General features: G+C 70.4%; 19 protein-coding genes. 9 read left to right on the top strand and 10 right to left on the bottom strand.

Annotated elements, in window-relative coordinates:
- Window positions 1-129 precede the first annotated feature (129 nt).
- From ACH4F2_RS16160 to ACH4F2_RS16175, 4 genes are all read left to right on the top strand, one after another.
- Window positions 130-918 carry an aminoglycoside N(3)-acetyltransferase gene (locus ACH4F2_RS16160; protein ID WP_398133336.1) on the top strand — a complete coding sequence of 263 codons (789 nt, stop codon included), beginning with the start codon at window positions 130-132 and terminating at the stop codon, window positions 916-918.
- 178 nt (window positions 919-1096) lie between these two features.
- On the top strand, window positions 1097-2017 hold the full coding sequence (locus tag ACH4F2_RS16165; protein ID WP_398133337.1) for an ABC transporter ATP-binding protein: 921 nt from the start codon (window positions 1097-1099) through the stop codon (window positions 2015-2017).
- Window positions 2017-2793: an ABC transporter permease gene (locus tag ACH4F2_RS16170; RefSeq protein ID WP_398133338.1), complete on the top strand. Its 777-nt coding sequence runs from the start codon at window positions 2017-2019 to the stop codon at window positions 2791-2793. Before ACH4F2_RS16165 ends, ACH4F2_RS16170 begins: the two co-directional genes overlap by 1 nt.
- A gap of 56 nt (window positions 2794-2849) precedes the next feature.
- Entirely contained in the window at window positions 2850-3869 is a 1020-nt protein-coding gene (locus tag ACH4F2_RS16175) for a heme A synthase (RefSeq protein ID WP_398133339.1), read from the top strand.
- Window positions 3870-4045: 176 nt separating this feature from the next.
- Here the strand turns inward: ACH4F2_RS16175 and ACH4F2_RS16180 are convergent, their stop codons facing one another.
- The 3 genes from ACH4F2_RS16180 to ACH4F2_RS16190 all read right to left on the bottom strand — a co-directional run bounded on the left by ACH4F2_RS16180 (window position 4046) and on the right by ACH4F2_RS16190 (window position 6646).
- Window positions 4046-5155: an amidohydrolase family protein gene (locus ACH4F2_RS16180; RefSeq protein WP_398133340.1), complete on the bottom strand. Its 1110-nt coding sequence runs from the start codon at window positions 5153-5155 to the stop codon at window positions 4046-4048.
- A gap of 98 nt (window positions 5156-5253) precedes the next feature.
- On the bottom strand, window positions 5254-5607 hold the full coding sequence (locus tag ACH4F2_RS16185; protein WP_398133341.1) for a hypothetical protein: 354 nt from the start codon (window positions 5605-5607) through the stop codon (window positions 5254-5256).
- Between the two features lie 85 nt (window positions 5608-5692).
- Entirely contained in the window at window positions 5693-6646 is a 954-nt protein-coding gene (locus tag ACH4F2_RS16190; RefSeq protein ID WP_398133516.1) for a heme o synthase, read from the bottom strand.
- 374 nt (window positions 6647-7020) lie between these two features.
- Here ACH4F2_RS16190 and tkt point away from each other — a divergent pair, with 374 nt between their 5' ends.
- From tkt to pgl, 5 genes are read left to right on the top strand one after another with little or no spacing between them, the layout of a single operon-like run.
- Window positions 7021-9108, top strand: a complete 2088-nt coding sequence (tkt, locus tag ACH4F2_RS16195) for a transketolase (RefSeq protein WP_398133342.1) — start codon at window positions 7021-7023, stop codon at window positions 9106-9108.
- A gap of 34 nt (window positions 9109-9142) precedes the next feature.
- On the top strand, window positions 9143-10261 hold the full coding sequence (tal, locus tag ACH4F2_RS16200) for a transaldolase (RefSeq protein ID WP_398133343.1): 1119 nt from the start codon (window positions 9143-9145) through the stop codon (window positions 10259-10261).
- 3 nt (window positions 10262-10264) lie between these two features.
- Window positions 10265-11788, top strand: a complete 1524-nt coding sequence (gene zwf, locus ACH4F2_RS16205; protein WP_398133344.1) for a glucose-6-phosphate dehydrogenase — start codon at window positions 10265-10267, stop codon at window positions 11786-11788.
- Window positions 11785-12855 carry a glucose-6-phosphate dehydrogenase assembly protein OpcA gene (gene opcA, locus ACH4F2_RS16210; RefSeq protein ID WP_398133345.1) on the top strand — a complete coding sequence of 357 codons (1071 nt, stop codon included), beginning with the start codon at window positions 11785-11787 and terminating at the stop codon, window positions 12853-12855. The genes zwf and opcA overlap by 4 nt, the downstream gene beginning before the upstream one ends.
- Window positions 12852-13634 (top strand): 6-phosphogluconolactonase, encoded by a 783-nt coding sequence (gene pgl, locus ACH4F2_RS16215; protein ID WP_398133346.1) that lies wholly within the window; start codon window positions 12852-12854, stop codon window positions 13632-13634. Before opcA ends, pgl begins: the two co-directional genes overlap by 4 nt.
- A 72-nt stretch (window positions 13635-13706) precedes the next feature.
- Here the strand turns inward: pgl and pgi are convergent, their stop codons facing one another.
- The 7 genes from pgi to ACH4F2_RS16250 form a co-directional block, all read right to left on the bottom strand.
- Window positions 13707-15359: a glucose-6-phosphate isomerase gene (gene pgi / locus ACH4F2_RS16220; protein WP_398133347.1), complete on the bottom strand. Its 1653-nt coding sequence runs from the start codon at window positions 15357-15359 to the stop codon at window positions 13707-13709.
- 178 nt (window positions 15360-15537) lie between these two features.
- Entirely contained in the window at window positions 15538-15873 is a 336-nt protein-coding gene (locus ACH4F2_RS16225; RefSeq protein ID WP_003976875.1) for an RNA polymerase-binding protein RbpA, read from the bottom strand.
- A 237-nt stretch (window positions 15874-16110) separates the two neighbouring features.
- Complete coding sequence (gene secG, locus ACH4F2_RS16230) at window positions 16111-16341, bottom strand: preprotein translocase subunit SecG (RefSeq protein ID WP_055416354.1); 231 nt, start codon at window positions 16339-16341, stop codon at window positions 16111-16113.
- Window positions 16342-16480: 139 nt separating this feature from the next.
- Window positions 16481-17257, bottom strand: a complete 777-nt coding sequence (gene tpiA / locus ACH4F2_RS16235) for a triose-phosphate isomerase (RefSeq protein WP_398133348.1) — start codon at window positions 17255-17257, stop codon at window positions 16481-16483.
- Window positions 17258-17262: 5 nt separating this feature from the next.
- Entirely contained in the window at window positions 17263-18474 is a 1212-nt protein-coding gene (locus ACH4F2_RS16240; protein WP_398133349.1) for a phosphoglycerate kinase, read from the bottom strand.
- Window positions 18475-18617: 143 nt separating this feature from the next.
- Window positions 18618-19625: a type I glyceraldehyde-3-phosphate dehydrogenase gene (gap, locus tag ACH4F2_RS16245; RefSeq protein ID WP_398133350.1), complete on the bottom strand. Its 1008-nt coding sequence runs from the start codon at window positions 19623-19625 to the stop codon at window positions 18618-18620.
- A 227-nt stretch (window positions 19626-19852) separates the two neighbouring features.
- Window positions 19853-22807 (bottom strand): M14 family zinc carboxypeptidase, encoded by a 2955-nt coding sequence (locus ACH4F2_RS16250; protein ID WP_398133351.1) that lies wholly within the window; start codon window positions 22805-22807, stop codon window positions 19853-19855.
- Window positions 22808-22842 lie beyond the last annotated feature (35 nt).

Genomic DNA, 22842 nt, shown 5'->3' on the forward strand with positions numbered 1-22842 from the left:
GGCAAGCCGCGTCCGGATCTTCGGGCGGTGCCCTGCGTCACTTAGGTATACCTAATCTGACCTGCGGAAACGATCTTTGATCGATCGATCCGGTGGCGTCCCGGACCGGCCTGCGGGACACTCCCCGGCATGCCCACACCCCCTCCCACCGGCCCACTCGTCACCCGCGGCACGGTCGCCGCCGGGCTGCGCGAGCTGGGCGTGCGGACCGACGACACCCTCCTCGTGCATTCCTCCCTCAGCTCCCTCGGCTGGGTCTGCGGAGGTCCCGTCGCGGTCGTCCAGGGACTGCTCGACGCCCTCGGCCCGGACGGCACCCTGGTGGTCCCCGCCCAGACCGGCGACCTCTCGGACCCGGCCCTGTGGAAGAGCCCGCCGGTGCCCGAGGAGTGGTGGGACACCGTCCGCGCCGCGATGCCCGCCTACGACCCGCTGATCACGCCCTCGCGCGGGGTCGGGGTGATCCCCGAGACCGTGCGCACCTGGCCGGGCGCCCTGCGCAGCGCGCACCCGCAGACATCCTTCGCGGCCGTCGGGCCCCGCGCCGCCGAGGTGGTCGCGGGGCACGCGACCGACTGCCGGCTGGGCGAGCGCAGTCCGCTGGCGGTCCTGGAGCGGCTGGGCGCCCGGGTCCTGCTGCTCGGCGCGGGCTACGAGGCGTGCACGGCCTTCCACCTCGCCGAGTACCGGACTCCGTCCCCGCTGGTGGAGGTGGGGCGGCCGGGACCGGTCGGCTGGGAGCGGGTCACCGAGGTGTCGATCACCTCGGACCGCTTCGACGAGCTGGGGCACGACTTCGAGAGGGACCGGCCCGTCGTACAGGGGCGGGTCGGCGCGGCCGCCACCCGGCTGTTTCCCCTGGCGGACGCGGTCGCCTACGCGGAGCGGTGGCTGCCGCTGCACCGCCCCCGCGAGTAACGGCGCGAGCGACTGCGAGCGCCGGGGTGCGACCGCGCACAGGCCCGTGTGAGCGCCGTACGCCGGCGCCGTGCGCCGGCACCCACCAGCCCACGGCCGCGCCGCACGCCCACCCCTGTGGAGGAGATCCCGCACCCGCACGCCGGAGTCCGAGTCCGCCTACCTAGACTCGTGACCCATGCGAAGCGAGCCCGTGGTCCAGGTCCAGGCCCTGGTGAAGCGGTACGGCACGAAGACCGCGGTGGACGGCCTCGACCTGGCGGCCCGGGCGGGTGTCACCGCCGTGCTCGGCCCCAACGGGGCGGGCAAGACGACCACGGTCGAGACCTGTGAGGGGTACCGCAGGCCGGACTCCGGCACGGTGCGCGTGCTGGGCCTCGACCCGGTGCGACAGGGCTCCGAGCTGCGGCCCCGGATCGGCGTGATGCTCCAGTCCGGCGGCGTCTACTCCGGCGCCCGCGCGGACGAGATGCTGCGCCACGTGGCGAAACTGCACGCCCACCCGCTGGACGTCGACGCGTTGATCGAACGGCTCGGGCTGGGCTCGTGCGGCCGGACGACGTACCGCAGGCTCTCCGGCGGGCAGCAGCAGCGGCTCGCCCTCGCGATGGCCGTGGTAGGCCGCCCGGAGCTGGTGTTCCTGGACGAGCCGACCGCAGGCCTGGACCCGCAGGCCCGCCGCGCCACCTGGGACCTCGTACGGGACCTGTGCGGCGACGGCGTCTCGGTGATCCTCACCACCCACCACATGGACGAGGCCGAGCAGCTGGCCGACGACGTCGCCATCATCGACGCCGGCCGGGTCATCGCGCAGGGCTCGCCCGAGGAACTGTGCCGCGGCGGCGCCGAGAACACCCTGCGGTTCTCCGGCCGGCCCGGACTGGACGTCGCGTCCCTGCTCAAGGCGCTTCCCGCGGACTCCGCGGCCGCCGAGCTGACCCCCGGCTCCTACCGCGTCAACGGCAAGATCGACCCGCAGTTGCTCGCCACGGTGACCTCCTGGTGCGCCCAGCACGGGGTGATGCCGGACCGGATCTCGGTGGAGCGGCACACCCTGGAGGACGTCTTTCTGGAGCTCACGGGCAAGGAACTGCGCTGATGACGACGACAACCACCGGCACCTACACGCCGAGGCCCGGTGCCGCGCCGCTCGGCCGCATGATCGCGGCACAGGCCGTGCTCGAGACGAAGATGCTGCTGCGCAACGGCGAACAGCTGCTGCTGACGGTGGTCATCCCGACGCTGCTGCTGGTGCTGTTCAGTTCCGTGGACATCATCGACACCGGCGCCGGGGAGGCCGTCGACTTCCTCACGCCCGGCGTCCTGGCGCTCGCCGTGATGTCGACGGCGTTCACCGGGCAGGCCATCGGCACCGGCTTCGAGCGCCGGTACGGGGTGCTGAAGCGGCTGGCCGCCTCGCCGCTGCCGCGCTGGGCCCTGATGACCGCGAAGACGGTGTCCGTCCTGGTCACCGAGGTGCTCCAGATCATCCTGCTGACGGTGATCGCCTTCGCGCTGGGCTGGTCGCCGCACGGCGACCCGTTCGCCGTACTGCTGCTCCTGGTCCTCGGCACGGCCGCCTTCTCCGGTCTCGGCCTGCTCATGGCGGGCACGCTGAAGGCGGAGGCCACACTGGCCGCCGCCAACCTGGTCTTCCTGCTGCTGCTCGTGGGCGGCGGAGTGATCGTGCCGCTGGACAGGTTCCCGGACGTGGCACAGAACGTGCTGGGGCTGCTGCCGATCTCCGCCCTGTCGGACGGGCTGCGGGACGTCCTCCAGCACGGGGCCCAGATGCCCTGGGGCGACCTGGGGATCCTCGCCGCCTGGGCGGTCGTGGGACTCGCGGCGGCCGGGAAGTTCTTCCGCTGGGAGTAAGGGCACGCACCGCGGACCGGGACCCTCGTGAAAGCGTGCACAAGCGGGCGCCTACGATGGACGGCGTGCCAAACGTGACCCGCGCCGACGCCGCAGCCGCCGTGCGCAATCCGCTCGCCTTCATCGCCGCACGCTGGACCCCGGAGCCCCGGACTGTCCGGCGGGCGGCCCTCGCCGCGCTCGTCATGGCGGTGGCCATCGTCGTCACCGGCGGTGCCGTGCGCCTGACCGGCTCGGGCCTCGGCTGTCCGACCTGGCCCAAGTGCACCGACGACTCGCTGACCACCACCAGCGAGATGGGGTTCCACGGCGTCATCGAGTTCGGCAACCGCCTGCTGACCTACGTGCTGTGCGCCGCGGTCGGCTGGGCGATCATCGCCGCGCGGTCGGAGAAGCCGTACCGGCGTGGCCTGACGCGGCTGGGCTGGGTGCAGTTCTGGATCGTGATGGGCAACGCCATCCTCGGCGGCATCGTGGTCCTGGTCGGCCTCAACCCGTACACCGTCGCGGCCCACTTCCTGCTGTCGACCGCGCTGATCGCGGTCGCGACCGTGATGTGGCAGCGCACCCGGGAGGGCGACGCGGCACCGCGCCCCCTGGTGGGCAAGGCGGTCCAGCAGCTGGTGTGGGCGATGATCGGCGTCTCCGTGCTGCTGATCGCGGTGGGCACGGTGGTCACCGGGGCCGGCCCGCACGCGGGCGACTCCAGCGACGTGCCGCGGATGCCGCTCGACTGGGAGACGGTGAGCAAGGTGCACGCCGTCCTGGCGTGGGTCGTGGTGACGCTGACGTTCGCCCTGTGGTTCGTGCTGAAGGCGGTCGACGCGCCCAAGGGCCCGCTGGCCCGCACCCGCGACCTGTTCCTGGTGCTGCTCGCCCAGGGCGCCATCGGCTACGTGCAGTACTTCACCGACCTCCCCGAGGTCCTGGTCGGCCTGCACATGTTCGGCTCGTGCGTCATGTGGATCGCGGCGCTGAGGGTTCTGCTGGCGCTGCGCGAGCGGCCCGTCGACGACGCCGTCACCCCGGTCCCCGCCGCCTCCGGACGGTTCGCGTCGGCGTCCGCGTCCGGCTGACCGGAGCGTGCGCGCACGGGGCGGGGAAGACCTCGCCCACGGCGTGATCGGTCACGTCCGGTACGGACGACCCGCGCCGCCGGCGGATCGGCACGGACCACCCGCGCCGTCGGCGGGTCCGGCACGGACCACCCCGCGGCGGCGCACACACTCGCCTCACCGAGCCATCGCCCTTCTCAGTCGCCCAGCCCGTACACCCGCCACGCGTTGCCCGCCGCGATCATCCGTGCCACCCGCTGCGCGTCCCCGGGCGCCCACGCCTCCTCGGCCACCCAGGCGCCCAGCACCCGTCCCAGGGCCTCGCGGAACAGGCGGGCGGCGACCACGTGCAGTTCGGGCAGGCCCTGGGCGCCGCTGGAGAACAGGATCTTGCCGAAGGGCGCCAGCTCCAGGATCTCGGCGAGGACCGTCGCGGCCCGGGCACCGGTGCGCACCAGGGCGGCGCCCGCGTCGGCGTAGACGTGCGGGAAGACTCCGGCGAGGTGGGCGGCGTGGCGGTGGTACGGGTAGCCGTGGAGCAGGATCAGGTCGGTGCCGAGGCCGGCGGTGGCCCGGACGAAGTCCGTCAGCAGGACCGGGTCGGTGCGGTCGATGCGCAGGCCCGGCTCGCCGAGCCCCGCGTGCAGCTGGAGCGGCCGGCCCGAGGCGACGGCGCTCCACAGCAGGTGCCGCAGCAGCACCGGGTCGCTCAGCTCGCCGCCGACCTCGCGTCCCGTCAGCCAGCGGGCGGCGGCGCCCCGCACCTCGCCGGGGCCGGGCGGTTCGGGCGCGAGCGCCAGGCCGTGCCGTACGCCCGCCACCGAGGTGAAGGCGACCGCGTTCGCGGCGGCGCCGTGCACCGCCTCGGCAAGGTTGGCGAGGAAGGAGTCCACGGTGCCGGAGGTGTCGGCGACCTGCTCGGCCAGCAGTTCCAGGCGGACGATCTCGTGGGCGTCGGCGTCCGCGGCGGTGGCCATCTCCGCGGGTCCGGTGAGATCGCCGGGCAGGCCGGCGTCGACCAGGTAGGTGGTGATGCCGCTGCCGCGCAGCAGCCTGCGGTCCGCCTCCATGACGCCGAGTTCGCGGCGCCGGGCCAGGTAGCGGGCGGGCGGGCAGTGCGGTTCCAGGCCCAGCAGGGGCGGGCACCAGCGGCGTACCGCGAAACCGGTCTGGGTGTCGAAGAGGGTGGTGCCCGGTGCGGGCGGGCCCTCGGTGCGGGCCAGCTGGGCCTCGAAGGTGCCGAGACCCAGCTCCGTTCTCAGGACGCCGTGGCAGTACTGGTCCACCAGGGACGGCGTTTCGATCATCCGGGCTCCCCCTGCTGGGACCGTGCGCCTCATGGCTCGTGGGCCTCGCGGCTCGTGGGCCTCGCGGCTTCCTACGGTCCTAACGGGTGAACCCGGTCTCAGGTGTTGCTCGGCCCGCCGACCTGGATGCCGGCCATGCGCGACCACTCGTAGGGGCCCGTCTCCACCTTGGCCGCGAACTCGCCGTCGAAGTCGTCGTGGACGGTGATCCCGGACTTCTCCACGGCCCTCCGAGCGGCCTCGTGGGAGCGCGCGACCAGGTCGCCCCAGGCGCCGTCCTCGCCGACCAGCACGATCCGGGCGCCGCGCTCACCGAGGTAGGCCACCTGGGCCTCGGCGCCGCCGTGCGCCTTGGCGAAGGCGTCGATCCGCCCGGCCATCCGGGTCAGCCGGTACTCGGCCCACCGCTCGGCCCACCCTGCCTTCGTGTCAACCTGCTGCGTGTCTGCCATGACCAGGATGCTACCGACGGGTAGCCCGAACGGCGACGGGCGGGGTGCGTGGCCTTGACCACGCACCCCGCCCGCTCACGAGTGCTCAGCGCAGGAAGGGATCCACCGCGACCGCCAGGAACAGCACGGACACATAGGTGATCGACCAGTGGAAGAGCCGCATCTCCTTGAGCTTGCCGCCCGTCACCTCGGCCTTGGCGCGGTTCTGCAGCCCGTGCGCCTCCCACAGCCACATGCCGCCGGCCAGCAGGGCGACCGCCGTGTAGAACCAGCCGGTGTAGCCGAGCGGCGTCAGCAGCAGCGACACGGCGACCATCACCCAGCTGTAGATGACGATCTGCCGGGCGACGACCTTGTTGGAGGCGATGACCGGGAGCATCGGCACGCCCACGCGCGCGTAGTCCTCCTTGACCTTCATGGACAGCGGCCAGTAGTGCGGCGGCGTCCAGAAGAACATCACCCCGAACAGGATGATCGGCGCCCAGGACATCGAGTTGGTCACGGCCGACCAGCCGATGAGGACCGGAAGGCAGCCGGCGATGCCGCCCCAGACGATGTTCTGCGACGTTCGGCGCTTGAGGATCATCGTGTAGACGACGACGTAGAAGAGGAGCGCGCCGAGCGAGAGCCAGGCGGACAGCCAGTTGACGGTGAAGCCGAACAGCAGTGTCGAGACGATGGCCAGGGCGATGCCGAAGACGAGGCATTCGGCCGGGCTGACCATGCCGGTCACCAGCGGGCGCTGCGAGGTCCGGTCCATCAGCGCGTCGATGTCGCGGTCGATGTACATGTTCAGCGCGTTGGCGCCGCCCGCGGACAGATAACCGCCGACGCAGGTCAGCAGCACCAGCTTCAGATCCGGAACACCCTGCTCGGCGAGGAACATCACCGGAACGGTGGTGATGAGCAGAAGCTCGATGATCCGCGGCTTGGTCAACGCCACGAACGCCTTGACACGGGCCCCGAACGGCCGGTGACTCGGGCTCCGGTTCGTCCCGATAACCCCCGCAGGACGGGATTCAACGGCCGTCACGCACACCCCTGACAGAGACATCCCAGCAAGCCCGACCGCGTGAAGTGGCGGTAAAGGCTCGCGCGTACCACGCCACTTTAGACGTTGCCCATACCTCGGCCCTCGCGGGGGTGGGGTCGTGTTGAGAGGGGTGCTCCGACGTGCGTTCGGAGAGTCGATTGAGCAGTCAGATGAGCGGCCCCGTATTCACATGCCGAATGCGGTTTCACCCAGTCGACAGGCGGATCCGGAAGAGTCCCGGCAGTCTGGTTTCCAGCGGAAAAACGCACGTACTTACGGGGGTAGGCTCAACAACGGCCGGCCGACTCAGGACGCGCCGGCAGCCGGTGGGCGCCCACGCGCACCGGCATCCGACATGTGGAGAGGAGCCCTGACTCAGGGTGAGCACCAAGCCGACCACCGCAGACCTCGAGTGGACCGAACTGGACCAGCGGGCCGTGGACACCGCCCGCGTCCTGGCCGCCGATGCCGTACAGAAGGTTGGCAACGGCCATCCGGGTACGGCGATGAGCCTGGCGCCCGCCGCCTACACCCTCTTCCAGAAGGTGATGCGGCACGACCCCGCCGACGCCGACTGGGTCGGGCGCGACCGTTTCGTGCTGTCCGCCGGCCATTCGTCCCTGACTCTCTACACTCAGCTGTACCTGGCCGGCTTCGGCCTGGAGCTCGACGACCTGAAGTCGTTCCGGACCTGGGGCTCCAAGACCCCCGGCCACCCGGAGTACGGCCACACCACCGGCGTGGAGACGACGACCGGCCCGCTGGGCCAGGGTGTCGCCAACGCCGTGGGCATGGCGATGGCCGCACGCTACGAGCGCGGCCTGTTCGACCCGGAGGCCGCCGAGGGCACCTCCCCGTTCGACCACTTCGTCTACTGCATCGCCGGTGACGGCTGCCTCCAGGAGGGCATCTCCGCCGAGGCGTCCTCGATGGCGGGTCACCAGAAGCTGGGCAACCTGGTCCTGCTGTGGGACGACAACCACATCTCGATCGAGGGCGACACCGAGACCGCCGTCTCCGAGGACACCTGCAAGCGGTACGAGGCGTACGGCTGGCACGTGCAGCGCGTCGCCCCGAAGCCGGACGGCGACCTGGACCCGAACGCGCTCTACGACGCGATCGAGGCGGCGAAGAAGGTCACCGACCGGCCGTCCTTCATCGCGATGCGTTCGATCATCGCCTGGCCCGCCCCGAACGCGCAGAACACCGAGGCCGCGCACGGCTCGGCGCTCGGCGACGACGAGGTCGCCGCGACCAAGCGCGTCCTGGGCTTCGACCCGGAGAAGTCGTTCGAGGTCTCCGACGAGGTCATCGGCCACACCCGCAAGGCGCTGGAGAAGGGCCGGGCGGCCCGCACCGTGTGGGAGAAGTCCTTCCAGCAGTGGCGGGACAACAACCCGGAGCGCGCCGCCGAGTACGAGCGGGTCGCCAAGGGCGAGCTCCCCAAGGGCTGGGAGGAGAAGATCCCGGTCTTCGAGACGGGCAAGGGTGTCGCCACCCGCGCCGCGTCCGGCAAGGTGCTCCAGGCGCTCGGCGCCGTCGTCCCCGAGCTGTGGGGCGGCTCGGCCGACCTGGCCGGCTCGAACAACACGACGATCGACAAGACGTCCTCCTTCCTCCCGGCGGGCAACCCGCTGCCCGAGGCGGACCCGTACGGCCGCACCATCCACTTCGGCATCCGCGAGCACGCGATGGCCGCGGAGATGAACGGCATCGCGCTGCACGGCAACACCCGCATCTACGGCGGCACCTTCCTGGTGTTCTCCGACTACATGCGCAACGCGGTGCGGCTGTCGGCGCTCATGCACCTGCCGGTGACGTACGTGTGGACGCACGACTCCATCGGTCTGGGCGAGGACGGTCCGACCCACCAGCCCGTCGAGCACCTGGCCTCGCTGCGCGCCATCCCGGGCCTGAACGTGGTCCGCCCGGCCGACGCCAACGAGACCGCGATCGCCTGGCGCGAGATCCTGGGGCGCTGGACGAAGGAGTTCGGCAAGGGCCAGCCGCACGGCCTGGCGCTCACCCGACAGGGCGTGCCGACGTACGAGCCGAACGAGGACGCGGCCAAGGGCGGCTACGTCCTGTTCGAGGCCGAGGGCGGCGAGCCCCAGGTCGTGCTGATCGCCACCGGTTCCGAGGTGCACGTCGCCGTGGAGGCGCGCGAGCAGCTCCAGGCCGACGGTGTGCCGACCCGTGTGGTGTCCATGCCGTGCGTCGAGTGGTTCGAGCAGCAGGACCAGGGGTACCGGGACAGCGTCCTGCCCCCCTCCGTGAAGGCCCGTGTCGCGGTCGAGGCCGGGATCGGTCTCACCTGGCACAAGTACGTCGGGGACGCCGGCCGCATCGTTTCCCTGGAGCACTTCGGTGCTTCGGCGGACGGCAAGGTGCTCTTCCGCGAGTTCGGCTTCACTGCCGAGAACGTCGCATCCGCCGCCCGGGAATCGCTGACCGCAGCTCAGCGCTGACGCTCGTACACGACACGTAGGAGATGCATTTTCCATGACAGACGCACTCAAGCGCCTCTCCGATGAAGGCGTCGCGATCTGGCTGGACGACCTGTCGCGCAAGCGCATCACGTCCGGCAACCTCGCCGAGCTGATCGACCAGCAGCACGTCGTGGGCGTCACCACCAACCCGTCGATCTTCCAGAAGGCGATCTCGCAGGGCGACGGCTACGACCAGCAGCTCTCCGACCTCGCCTTCCGCAAGGTCACGGTCGAAGAGGCCATCCGCATGATCACCACGGCGGACGTCCGCGACGCCGCCGACATCCTGCGCCCCGTCTTCGACGCCACCGGCGGCAAGGACGGCCGGGTCTCCATCGAGGTGGACCCGCGCCTCGCGCACAACACGAAGGCCACGGTCGCCGAGGCCAAGCAGCTCGCCTGGCTGGTGGACCGGCCCAACACGCTGATCAAGATCCCGGCGACCGAGGCCGGTATCCCGGCGATCGCCGAGGTCATCGGCCTGGGCATCAGCGTCAACGTCACGCTGATCTTCTCCCTCGAGCGCTACCGCCTGGTCATGGACGCCTTCCTGACCGGCCTGGAGAAGGCCAAGGAACGCGGCCTGGACCTGTCGCAGATCCACTCGGTGGCGTCCTTCTTCGTGTCCCGCGTGGACACCGAGATCGACAAGCGGATCGACGCGCTCGGCACCGACGAGGCCAAGGCCCTGCGCGGCAAGGCCGCCGTCGCCAACGCCCGGCTCGCCTACCAGGCGTACGAGGAGATCTTCTCCTCCGACCGCTGGAACGCCCTGGAGAAGGCCGGCGCCAACAAGCAGCGCCCGCTGTGGGCGTCGACCGGCGTGAAGGACAAGGCGTACAGCGACACCATGTACGTCACCGACCTGGTCGCGCCCAACACGGTGAACACCATGCCGGAGGCGACCCTGTTCGCCACCGAGGACCACGGCGAGATCACCGGCAACACCGTCGCCGGCACCTACGAGCAGGCCCGCGCCGACCTCGACGCGGTCGAGAAGCTCGGGATCGGCTACGACGAGGTGGTCCATCTGCTGGAGAAGGAGGGCGTCGACAAGTTCGAGGACTCCTGGAACGACCTGCTGAAGTCGACCGAGGCGGAGCTGAAGCGCCTCGCCCCCTCGGAGGGCTAAAAATTGTCAAGCAGCAACCCGCTGCGTGACCCCGCAGACCGACGGCTCCCGCGTATCGCGGGGCCGTCGGGTCTGGTCATTTTCGGCGTCACCGGTGACCTCTCCCGCAAGAAGCTCATGCCCGCCGTGTACGACCTCGCCAACCGTGGTCTGCTGCCGCCGGGCTTCTCGCTCGTCGGTTTCGCCCGCCGAGACTGGGAGCACGAGGACTTCGCCCAGGTCGTGCACGACGCCGTCAAGGAGCACTCCCGCACTCCGTTCCGCGAGGAGGTATGGCAGCAGCTCAGCCAGGGCATGCGTTTCGTCCAGGGCACCTTCGACGACGACGAGGCGTTCGAGCGGCTGCGCGGCACCATCGACGAGCTGGACAAGGCGCAGGGCACGGGCGGCAACTTCGCCTTCTACCTCTCGGTGCCCCCGAAGTCCTTCCCCGTGGTCATCCAGCAGCTGAAGAAGCACCAGCTGGCCGACCAGTCGAACGGCTCCTGGCGCCGCGCGGTGATCGAGAAGCCGTTCGGCCACGACCTGAAGTCGGCCGAGGAGCTCAACGGGATCGTCCACGAGGTCTTCGCCCCGGACCAGGTCTTCCGCATCGACCACTACCTGGGCAAGGAGACCGTCCAGAACATCCTGGCCCTGCGCTTCGCCAACACGATGTTCGAGCCCATCTGGAACCGGTCCTACGTCGACCACATCCAGATCACGATGGCCGAGGACATCGGCATCGGCGGCCGGGCCGGCTACTACGACGGCATCGGTGCCGCCCGTGACGTCATCCAGAACCACCTGCTCCAGCTGCTCGCGCTGACCGCGATGGAGGAGCCGGCCTCCTTCGACGCGGACGCGCTGGCCGCGGAGAAGACCAAGGTGCTCGGCGCGGTCCGCCTCCCCAAGGACCTGGGCCGGGACACCGTGCACGCCCAGTACGCGGCCGGGTGGCAGGGCGGCGCCAAGGCCGTCGGCTACCTGGAGGAAGAGGGCATCGACCCGGAGTCGAAGACCGACACCTACGCCGCGATCAAGGTCGGGATCGACAACCGCCGCTGGGCGGGCGTCCCCTTCTACCTGCGCACCGGCAAGCGCCTCGGCCGCCGCGTCACGGAGATCGCGGTCGTCTTCCAGCGGGCCCCGCACTCCCCGTTCGACTCCACGGCCACCGAGGAACTCGGCTCGAACGCGATCGTGATCCGCGTCCAGCCCGACGAGGGCGTCACCGTCCGCTTCGGCTCCAAGGTCCCGGGCACGTCGATGGAGATCCGGGACGTGTCCATGGACTTCGCCTACGGCGAGTCCTTCACGGAGTCGAGTCCGGAGGCGTACGAGCGCCTCATCCTGGACGTGCTGCTCGGCGACGCGAACCTCTTCCCACGGACCGAGGAGGTCGAGCTGTCCTGGAAGATCCTCGACCCGATCGAGGAGTACTGGGACGAGCACTGCGTCCCGGCCCAGTATCCGGCCGGCACCTGGGGACCCGTCGAGGCGGACCACATGCTCGAACGAGACGGACGGAGCTGGCGCCGCCCATGAAGACAGACCTCACGGACACCACGGCCAGCAAGATCAACAAGGCGTTGGTGCTGGGCCGCCGGGCGATCGGCACCCCGGCCATCGGCATGGTGCTCACGCTGGTCATCGTCACCGACGAGGAGAACGCCTACGACGCGCTGAAGGCCGCGAGCGACGCCGCGCACGAGCATCCCTCGCGCACGCTCGTCGTGATCAAGCGCGTGTCGCGCTCGCCCCGGGACCGTACGAAGTCCCGGCTGGACGCCGAGGTGCGCCTCGGCGCCGACGCGGGCACCGGCGAGACGATCGTGCTGCGGCTGTACGGCGACGTCGTCGAGCACGCCCAGTCGGTGGTCCTGCCGCTGCTGCTGCCGGACGCGCCGGTCGTGGTGTGGTGGCCGGTGAACGCGCCGCTGGACCCGGCCGGGGACCCGCTGGGCGCGCTGGCCCAGCGCCGGGTCACCGACACCTATGCCTGCGAGGAGCCGGTACGGGAGCTGGCCGCCCGCGCCGACGCCTACACGCCGGGCGACACCGACCTGTCCTGGACCCGCATCACGCCGTGGCGCTCGATGCTGGCGGCGGCCCTCGACCAGGTCGACTGCAAGGTGCAGGCGGTCGAGGTGGAGGGCGAGGAGTACAACCCGAGCTGCGAACTGCTGGCGATGTGGCTGGCGGACCGGCTGGACGTGCCGGTGCGGCGCTCGGCGTCGAACGGTCCTGGTCTGACGGCGGTCCGGATGGACACCGACTGCGGTCCGGTCGTCCTGGACCGGGCCGACGGCTCGCTGGCGAACCTGTCCATCCAGGGCCAGCCTGCCCGTGCGGTGGCGCTCAAGCGCCGCGAGACGGCCGAGCTGATCGCGGAGGAACTGCGACGCCTCGACCCGGACGACACGTACGCCTCGGCGCTGCGGTACGGGGTGGACCGGCTGAACACACCGGCCGCACCGGCCGCGTCGGGCACTTCGGCCAAAGGGGACTTTGGGGCCGTCGCGGTCGCCGCTCCCGTGGGGACGGCTGCGAAAGCTCCCGCGAAGGACGCGGCGCAGGACAAGGCACCGGTGAAGAAGGCGGCGGCGAAGTGAGCACTCCCCAGCTGGTCGTGCACCGCGACAAGGAGCTGATGGCCGAGGCCGCGGCGGCCCGGCTGATCACGAAGATCGTGGACGCGCAGGCCTCCCGGGGCAGCGCGTCCGTGGTCCTGACCGGCGGCCGCAACGGCAACGGGCTGCTCGCGGCCCTCGCCGGGTCCCCGGCCCGGGACGCCGTCGACTGGGGTCGCCTGGACCTGTGGTGGGGTGACGAACGCTTCCTGCCCCAGGGCGACCCGGAGCGCAATGTCACCCAGGCGCGCGAGGCGCTGCTCGACTCGGTGCCGCTGGACCCGGAGCGGGTGCACGCGATGCCGGCGTCGGACGGCCCGCACGGCTCGGACGTGGAGGCCGCCGCCGCCGCGTACGCGCAGGAGCTGGCCGCGGCGTCCGCCCCCGAGAACCACGCGGCGGTGCCGTCCTTCGACGTCCTGCTGCTCGGCGTCGGGCCGGACACGCACGTGGCGTCGCTCTTCCCGGAGCACCCGGGGGTACGGGAGACGGACCGCATGGTGATCGGCGTCCACGGCTCCCCCAAGCCGCCGCCCGTCCGCGTCTCCCTGACCCTGCCGGCCATCCGCGCGGCACGTGAGGTGTGGCTGCTCGCGGCGGGCGAGGACAAGGCGAACGCGGTCGCCATGGCCCTCTCGGGCACCGGCGAGATCCAGGCCCCGGCAGCCGGGGCACAGGGCCGTGCCCGCACCTTGTGGCTCCTGGACACGGCAGCGGCCTCGCGGCTGCCGAGGTCGCTGTATCCGCCGGCATCGGCCTGATCGTCCCGTGGGACGGGAGCGGGGAGGGGCGGCCGGGGCGACAGGCCCTCACCGCCCCTCCCCGCTCTTGGCTCACTTCCGCCCGCGCAGCTCCCGATAGGCGGCGACCAGCGCCTTGGTGGAGGCGTCCAGGCCGGGGACCTCGGCCCCGTCGGTGAGGGCGGGTTCGACGCGCTTGGCGAGGACCTTGCCGAGTTCGACGCCCCACTGGTCGAAGGAGTCGATGTTCCACACCGCGCCCTGGACGAACACCTTGTGCTCGTAGAGTGCGACGAGCTGTCCGAGCACCGACGGGGTCAGCTCGCGGGCGAGGATCGTGGTCGTCGGGTGGTCGCCCTTGAACGTCTTGTGCGGAACCAGCTCCTCCGGGACGCCCTCGGCGCGCACCTCGTCGGGCGTCTTGCCGAAGGCGAGCGCCTGGGTCTGTGCGAAGAAGTTGGCCATCAGCAGGTCGTGCTGGGCCTTCAGCTCGTCGCTCAGTTCGGCCACCGGCTCGGCGAAGCCGATGAAGTCCGCCGGGACGATCTTGGTGCCCTGGTGGATCAGCTGGTAGTAGGCGTGCTGCCCGTTGGTGCCGGGCGTGCCCCACACGACCGGGCCGGTCTCCCACTCCACCGGGCGCCCGTCGCGGTCGACGGACTTGCCGTTGGACTCCATGTCGAGCTGCTGGAGGTATGCCGTGAACTTCGACAGGTAGTGGCTGTACGGCAGGACCGCGTGCGACTGGGCGCCCAGGAAGTTGTCGTACCAGATGCCCAACAGGCCCATCAGCAGGGGGGCGTTGGACTCGGCGGGGGCGGTGCGGAAGTGCTCGTCGACGAGGTGGAAGCCGTCGAGCATCTCGCGGAAGCGGTCCGGGCCGATGGCGATCATCAGGGAGAGGCCGATCGCCGAGTCGTACGAGTAGCGGCCGCCGACCCAGTCCCAGAACTCGAACATGTTGGCCGTGTCGATGCCGAAGCCGGCTACCTTCTCCGCGTTCGTCGACAGGGCCACGAAGTGCTTGGCGACGGCGGCCTGGTCACCGAGCGCGTTCAGCAGCCAGGTCCGGGCGGAGGTGGCGTTGGTGACCGTCTCGATGGTGGTGAAGGTCTTGGAGGCGATGACGAACAGCGTCTCGGCCGGGTCGAGATCCCGGGTGGCCTCGTGCAGGTCGGCGCCGTCGACGTTGGAGACGAAACGGACCGTCAGCTCGCGGTCGGTGAAGGCGCGCAGCGCCTCGTAGGCCATGGCGGGGCCCAGGTCGGAGCCGCCGATGCCGACGTTGACCACGTTCCTGATGCGCTTGCCGGTGTGGCCCTTCCACTCCCCTGAGCGGACCCGGTGGGCGAAGTCGGCCATCTTGTCGAGTACCGCGTGCACCTTGGGCACGACGTTCTCGCCGTCGACCTCGATCACCGCGTCCCGCGGGGCGCGCAGGGCGGTGTGCAGCACCGCCCGGTCCTCGGTGGTGTTGATCTTCTCGCCGCGGAACATGGCGTCGCGCAGCCCGAACACGTCGGTGGCGGCGGCCAGCTCGCGCAGCAGCCGCAGGGTCTCGTCGGTGACGAGGTGCTTGGAGTAGTCGACGTACAGGTCTCCCACCCGGAGCGTGCAGCCGGTGCCGCGACCCGGGTCGGCGGCGAACAGCTCACGCAGCCGCACCTCGCCGGACTCCTCGCGGTGTTTGGCCAGCGCGGTCCATTCGGGCGTCTGGTTGAGCCTGGTACGGCCGTCTTCGTTCATGTCGGTCTTCAGCCTGCTTCCTTGGGTGTCCCAGCTGTCCCGGCTGTTCCAACCTAATTGATCAGCGCTGAAGAAAACTGGCCGAAGAAGACCGAGGAAGGCCGAAGGAGACAGAAGAAGACGAAAAAGGACCGCAGAAGGCTGAAGGAGGCTGAACCCGGTGTGCAGCGGATCTGAACTAGATCTCGCCCCGCAGTTTGGCGAGCGCCTCGGCGAGGATCGCCTCGCCGTCCGCGTCGCTGCGGCGCTCGCGCACGTACGCGAGGTGGGTCTTGTAAGGCTCGGTGCGCGGCGGGTCCGGTGGATTGTCCCGGTCCTGTCCGGCGGGGAAGCCGCAGCGCGGGCAGTCCCAGGTCTCCGGGACCTGGGCGTCGCTCGCGAAGCTCGGCTGTGTCTCGTGTCCGTTGGAGCACCAGAAGGAGATGCGCAGACGCGGCGCGGACTCGCCGCGCTCGGCCTCGCCCATCGGCCCCGCCCCGACCCGGCTTCCACGGATCGCGTTGCCACTTGCCACGGTCGTAACTCCCTGCGTGATGGTGCCGCGAAGCGAGTCGGCGTTTCGCTTCGCTGCGAGCGCCTCAGTCTACGTAAGGCCCAACGCGCGTCCAGTGATTGGAGTTACAAGCCCAAACGCAAGACGCAGGCCCCATGATAGGCCGCGCTGTGAAGCGCGTACCGGACATGGGGCCTTACGTGCGAAAGACGTGCGCGAGTGCGTGCCGTCTGGGCGCCGCTGATCAGTTGACCGCGGTCAGTTGTTCGCCTTCATCAGAAGGCCGAGCACCATGATGCACGCGAACCACAGGAGACCGACCACCACGGTGATCCGGTCGAGGTTGCGCTCGGCGACCGAGGAGCCGCCGACGGACGACTGCATGCCGCCACCGAACATGTCGGAGAGGCCGCCGCCCTTCCCCTTGTGCATCAGCACCAGCAGCATCAGCAACAGGCTGAAGACGATCAGGGCGATCGAGAACCCCATAACCACGGCTGGACCAACTTCCTCGGCTTCGGATGAACGACGGGGGCACGATGACAGCAGGCCACCATGCCCCCGCAAGGGTACGACGTATCGCCGCTACCGCATACTCACTGGTCGATCCGCAGGTCGACCGGCATGCCTACTGGTCGCGGAAGCGGACGATCTTGACGAACTCGTCCGAGTCCAGCGAGGCACCGCCGACCAGCGCGCCGTCGATGTCGGCCTGCGACATGATCTCGGCGACGTTGCCCGACTTGACCGAGCCGCCGTACTGGATGCGGACCTTGTCGGCCAGCTCCTGCGAGTACAGCTCGGCGAGCTTGCCGCGGATGGCCGCGCAGACCTCCTGGGCGTCCTCGGCGCCGCAGACCTTGCCGGTGCCGATGGCCCACACGGGCTCGTAGGCGATCACCACGGTCTCGGCCTGCTCGGCCGGCAGGTCCTTCAGGCCGCCCTCGACCTGGGCGAGGGTGTGGGCGACGTGGTTGCCCGCCTCGCGGATGTCCAGCTCCTCGCCGACGCACAGGATCGGGGTCAGGCCGTGCTTGTAGGCGGCCTTGACCTTGGCGTTGACCAGCTCGTCGGTCTCGGCGTGGTACTGGCGGCGCTCGGAGTGGCCGATGGCGACGTAGGTGCAGCGGAGCTTGGCCAGCATCGGGCCGGAGATCTCGCCGGTGTAGGCCCCGCCGTCGTGGGCGGAGATGTCCTGGGCGCCGTACTTGATCTTGAGCTTGTCGTGCTCGACCAGGGTCTGCACCGACCGCAGGTCGGTGAAGGGGACGAGGACGGCGACCTCGACGGCGTCGTAGTCCTTGTCCGCGAGGGCGAAGGCGAGCTTCTGGACGTGGGCGATGGCCTCGAGGTGGTTGAGGTTCATCTTCCAGTTGCCCGCCATCAGCGGCGTGCGGGTGGTCATTGAGGTCAGTCCTCCAGTGCGGCGAGGCCGGGGAGCGTCTTGCCCTCGAGGTATTCGAGGGAGGCGCCGCCGCCGGTCGAGATGTGGCCGAATGCGTTCTCGTCGAAGCCGAGGGTGCGGACGGCCGCGGCGGAGTCGCCACCGCCCACCACGGTGAAGCCCGGGGCGTCGACGAGGGCCTGGGCGACCGCTTTGGTGCCCTCGGCGTAGTCGGGGTGCTCGAAGACGCCCATGGGGCCGTTCCAGAAGACGGTGGCCGCGTCGGCGAGCTTCGAGGCGTACAGCTTGCGGGTCTCGGGACCGATGTCCAGACCCTCCTGGTCGGCCGGGATGGCGTCCGCGGCGACGGTGGCGGGGTTGGCCGGGGCCTTGGTCTTCAGGTCCGGGAACTCGGACGCGACCAGGACGTCGACGGGGAGGACCAGCTCGACGCCGTTCTTCTCCGCGCGCTCCATGTACTCCTTGACGGTCGGGATCTGGTCCTCCTGGAGGAGGGAGATGCCGACCTCGTGGCCCTGCGCCTTGAGGAAGGTGTACGCCATGCCGCCGCCGATGAGGAGCCGGTCGGCCTTGCCGAGCAGCTGGTCGATGACGGCGAGCTTGTCGGAGACCTTGGCGCCGCCGAGGGCGACGACGTAGGGGCGCTTGACGTCGTCGGTGAGCTTCTTCAGGACACCGACCTCGGTGGCGATGAGGTACCCGGCGTAGTGCGGGAGCTTCTTCGGCAGGTCGAAGACCGAGGCGTGCCCCCGGTGCACCGCGCCGAAGCCGTCGCCGACGTAGACGTCCGCGAGGCCGGCCAGCTTGTCGGCGAAGGCGGCGCGCTCGGCGTCGTCCTTGCTGGTCTCGCCGGCGTTGAAGCGGAGGTTCTCGATGACGGCCACCCGGCCGTCATCGAGGCCGGCCACCGTGGACTCGGCGGAGGTGCCGACCGTGTCCTCGGCGAAGGCGACGTCGGTGCCGAGGAGTTCACCGAGGCGGGCGGCGGCGGGGGCCAGGGAGAAGACCGGGTCCGGGGCGCCCTTGGGGCGGCCCAGGTGCGAGGCGACGATCACGCGCGCGCCCGCGTCGGCCAGGGCCTTGACGGTGGGCACCACGGCGCGGATGCGGCCGTCGTCGGTGATGGTGGTGCCGTCCAGCGGCACGTTCAGGTCGGCGCGGACGAAGACGCGCTTGCCCGCGACGCCTTCGGTGAGCAGTTCGTCGATCGTCTTCATGCAGAGGGCTCCTGGGGTTCTCGTGATCGCTCGTGATCCTACGAGGGCTGGTCGCTGCGGACGCGACGCAGGGCTCGGGCAGCGCGGCCTTGCGCTGTCCGAGCCCTGCCACCGCATCGCGGTGCCTGCTGAGTCCGAGTCGATCAGAGCTGGTTGCCGACGAAGACCGTGAGGTCGACGAGGCGGTTGGAGTAGCCCCACTCGTTGTCGTACCAGCCGATGACCTTCACGTTCTTGCCGTCCTGGACCATGGTCAGGGACGAGTCGAAGGTGCAGGACGCCGGGGCGTTGACGATGTCCGAGGAGACGATCTCGTCCTCGGTGTACTCGAGGATGCCCTTGAGCTCGCCCTCGGCGGCCTTCTGGAAGGCGGCGTTGATCTCTTCCTTGGTGACCTCGCGGCCGAGCTCCAGGACGAGGTCGGTGACCGAGCCGGTGGGGACCGGGACGCGCATGGCGATGCCGTCCAGCTTGCCCTTGAGCTGCGGGAGGACCAGCGCGGTGGCCTTGGCGGCACCCGTGGTGGTCGGGATGATGTTCTCCGCGGCGGCACGGGCGCGGCGCAGGTCCTTGTGCGGGAAGTCCAGGATGCGCTGGTCGTTCGTGTACGCGTGCACCGTCGTCATCAGGCCCTTGACGATGCCGAAGTTCTCGTCGAGGACCTTGGCCATCGGCGCCACGCAGTTGGTGGTGCAGGAGGCGTTGGAGATGACGTGGTGGTTCGCCGCGTCGTACTTGTCCTGGTTGACGCCCATCACGATGGTGACGTCCTCGTCCTTGGCCGGGGCCGAGATGAGGACCTTCTTCGCGCCGCCCGCGATGTGCTTCTCGGCGTCGGCCTTCTTCGTGAAGATGCCGGTCGACTCGATGACGATGTCGACGCCCAGCTCGCCCCAGGGGATGTCCGCGGGGTTGCGCTCGGCGAGGACCTTGATGGTCTTGTCGCCGACGGTGATGGTGTCCTCGGTGTGCGAGACCTCGTACGGGAGACGCCCGAGGATGGTGTCGTACTTGAGCAGGTGGGCGGTGGTCGCGGTGTCACCCAGGTCGTTGACAGCCACGATCTCGATGTCTGCACCCTGCTCCAGCAGCGCGCGGAAGTAGTTACGACCGATGCGGCCAAAGCCGTTGATGCCTACGCGGATCGTCACGAACCGATCTCCTCGTTGGTACGCCGGCCCGATGTGCCGGCGAGCTGTATTTGGGATGTCCCCGACCACCTCCGACCCTACCTCTCCGGGGCCTCGGGGGTGACATCGAGACGCCCCATACCCGGCAGGGCGGTCCGTACCCGCCAGTAGGGGTACGGACCGCCCTGGGCCACGGGGACCGGTCACCCGATTCGGCTACACCGTCTCAGTCCCCAGCGGTCCGGGTTTCACTCGTCCAGGGCACGCAGCGCCTGCCGGACCAGAGCCGTCCGGGCGGCCGGATCGGTCAGGTGCTCCAGGCCGAAGCCCAGCAGCACGGTGTCGTCCGTGGTGACCGCGCCGTACGTCTGGAACAGGGTCCCGGCGCGGGTCCAGTCCTTCAGCACGGCGGGGCTGCCGGCGGGCGGCCCGGCCACCTGCCAGGCGCCGAGCGAGGTCTCGAAGCCCTCGGTCGCGGTGGCCGTGCCGCCGACGACGAGCGAGGTGTCGTCGGCGAGGACGCCGCGTCCGCCGCTGCCGGGGTCGGTGACGTAGGCGATCGAGACCTCGACGGACTTCCCGGCGTAGGCGCCCAGGTCGAACTCGACCTGCTGCCAGCCCCCGGAGGAGCCGGTGAGGCTGTTCCACCGCCCGGTCGTGCCGGCCGCGGAGCAGCCGTCGTCGGACAGGGTCAGGTAGCGCTCCAGCCAGGGGTGCTCGCCCACGTAGAACCCGGCCGCGCACTCCGCGGGCACGGCCGTGCCGGTCGCGCCGCCGGCCTCGGGGAGCGTGGTCCAGTCGTCGGCGCCGGTGGTGTGCGCCTCGACCAGGGCGTGGTCGTAGCCGCCCTCGGTGTCCCACAGCAGCTGGGTGCGGAGCGTGGGCCGGTCGGCGGCGGTGACGCCGGTGAGGTCGACGGTGCGGGTGAGGCGCTTGTAGGCGTCGTCGGTGTGGACGGCGGCGGCCATCCACTCACCCGCGTGGGGACCGTACGGGTTGACCGTCCCCGGGAACTCCCCGGCGCCCTCGCTCGCGAACTGCGGGTAGGTGTCGGCGGGCAGCTGGTCCGACGTGACGCTGTAGGTGCCGGCGGCGTCCAGCGGGTTGCCGGGTGCGTCGCCGAGCGCGCCGGCGGCTCCGTCGAGCCGGCCGGAGCCGGTGAATCCGGCGGCCCCGGGGGCCGACGTACGGGTGTAGGCGCCCAGGTAGTACTGGCTGAAGTCGTCGGACATGTTGCCGCCGCCGAGGTCGACGCTGCCGCCGGCCCGCTCCCCCGCCTCGATCAGCCTGCCGCCCTCGTTGAGGAAGGCGCGCAGCTGGAGCTGGGTGGCGTTGCCGGGTTCCGCGGCGCCGGTGTAGTGGACGACGGTGTCGAAGTGGCCGAGGACGCCGAGCGCGTCGGGCGCGCCCTGCGTGGCCGCGTCCCAGACGGCCGCCCGGTGGCCGTTGGCCTTGAGGGCGTCCACGTACGTCTGGGTCTGCGCGGCCTTCGCGCCCTCCTCGGCGATGACGAGGACGTCCGCGCGGGGCCGCTCGGCGATCGTGTAGGTGAAGTGCTCGCTCTCGGTCGGCTTGCCCTGCTTCGTCTCGCCGGTGAACCAGACCTCGACCTTGTCACCGCGGTCGCCGTCCTTGACCTTGGCCCGGTACTCGTCGAAGTGGAGGTTGTCCTCGCCGCCGTACGTCTCGCCGCCCCGCCAGGGCTTCAGGGCCATGTCGTGGACGCGTCCGCCGTTGACGCGGTACTTCAGCTCCTTGTCGCGCACCGACTTGCGGACGACGACGGAGACCTCCTGGTCGGCGCCGCGCGAGTAGGACGTGGCGAAGGGGGCCGGGGTGAAGTCGGCGGCCTCCAGGCCGACCGCGGAGGACGGCCGGTCGGGGTGGGCGGCGCTCTCGGCGACGGAGAGTGCGAAGGGGATGTTCTTCGCGAACTCCTGCTGGATCAGCTTCTCGTCGTCGGGGAAGTTGAAGCCCGACTGGCAGTCGCCCGCGTTCCACTCGTCGTCGGGGTCCTGCTCGGAGATGGTCTGGCAGGTCGACATCTCCGGGGTGAACATCGCCATGCCGTTGACGTTGGCCGCGTGGCCGTCCGCCTCGCCGTTGGTGGTGTAGAGCTCCGAGGAGACCTGCGGGTGGTAGCCGGGGATCGCGGAGTTGCCGGGCGTGCCGGCGAGCGCCTCGTAGAGGACGTCGTCGGGGGTGTGGGTGGCCACCTGCCAGCCGACCCCGTAGAGGAGGAGTTCGGCGGCGGAGTGGTAGTTGATGCCGTACGTGAAGCCGATGCGCTTCTGGAAGGCGTCCAGGGCCTTGGTCTCCGGCTCGGAGTTCGGGCCGGCGCCGCGGTAGGTCTGGCTGGTGGGGTTGGGGGACGAGCCCTCGTCGTCGTAGCCCCATTTGTAGGCGAAGTTGCGGTTGAGGTCGACGCCGTCACCGGTGCCGATGGTGCCGTCGCCGTTGTTGTCGCGCAGGTTCTTGCGCCACAGGCGGTTGTCGGTGTTCTCGAACGTGTAGTCGTAGCCGTCGGGGTTGGCCGACAGCAGGAACCACAGTTCGGTGGAGTCGACCAGCTTCTTGATCCGCCGGTCCTCGTCGTACTTGTCCAGGTAGTGGTGCATCAGCCGGCGGGTCATCTCCGGGGTGATCCACTCCCGGGCGTGCTGGTTGGACATGTAGAGGACGGCCGGCCTGGAGCCGTCCTTCGACTTCTTCGCGTTCTTGGTGAGCTTCAGCGCGAGGATGTCCTGGCCGTCCACCGTCTTGCCGATGGAGACGACCTTGGTGAGGCGGGGGTTCTCCTGTGCGGTCCGGAGGATCTCCTCCTTCAGGCCGCCGCTGCCGCTGTACGGGCGGAAGACGCCATCGGCGGCGTCCTTGACGCGTTTCTCGGCCCGGGTGGAGAGGGTGTGCTCGGTGAGGTCGAGTCCCTGTTTCTCCAGTTTCCCGGCCTGCTGGTCGGTGAGGTAGACCTCGACGGTGGCCGTGCCCTCGTCGGGGACCCGCTCGCCGAGTTCGTGGCCGTCCTGGCCGGCGGCCAGCAGCAGGGGTACCTGCTCCTGGGTGACGTCGGCGCGGAAGACCTTCACCTCGTCGGCGTCCGCGGTGGCGGGGTCCGCCGGCTGTGCCTGGGCGATGGGTGCGAAGCCCGCTCCGCCGATAAGGAGCGCGCCGACGGCGAGGATCGATCTCGCTCTTCGTCTCATGAACCCCCCTAGATGAGGCCTGTCCGACAGGCCTG

Origin of the sequence: Streptomyces sp. NPDC017890 (assembly GCF_044328675.1) — a bacterium.
In the GTDB taxonomy this organism is placed as follows: Bacteria; Actinomycetota; Actinomycetes; order Streptomycetales; family Streptomycetaceae; genus Streptomyces.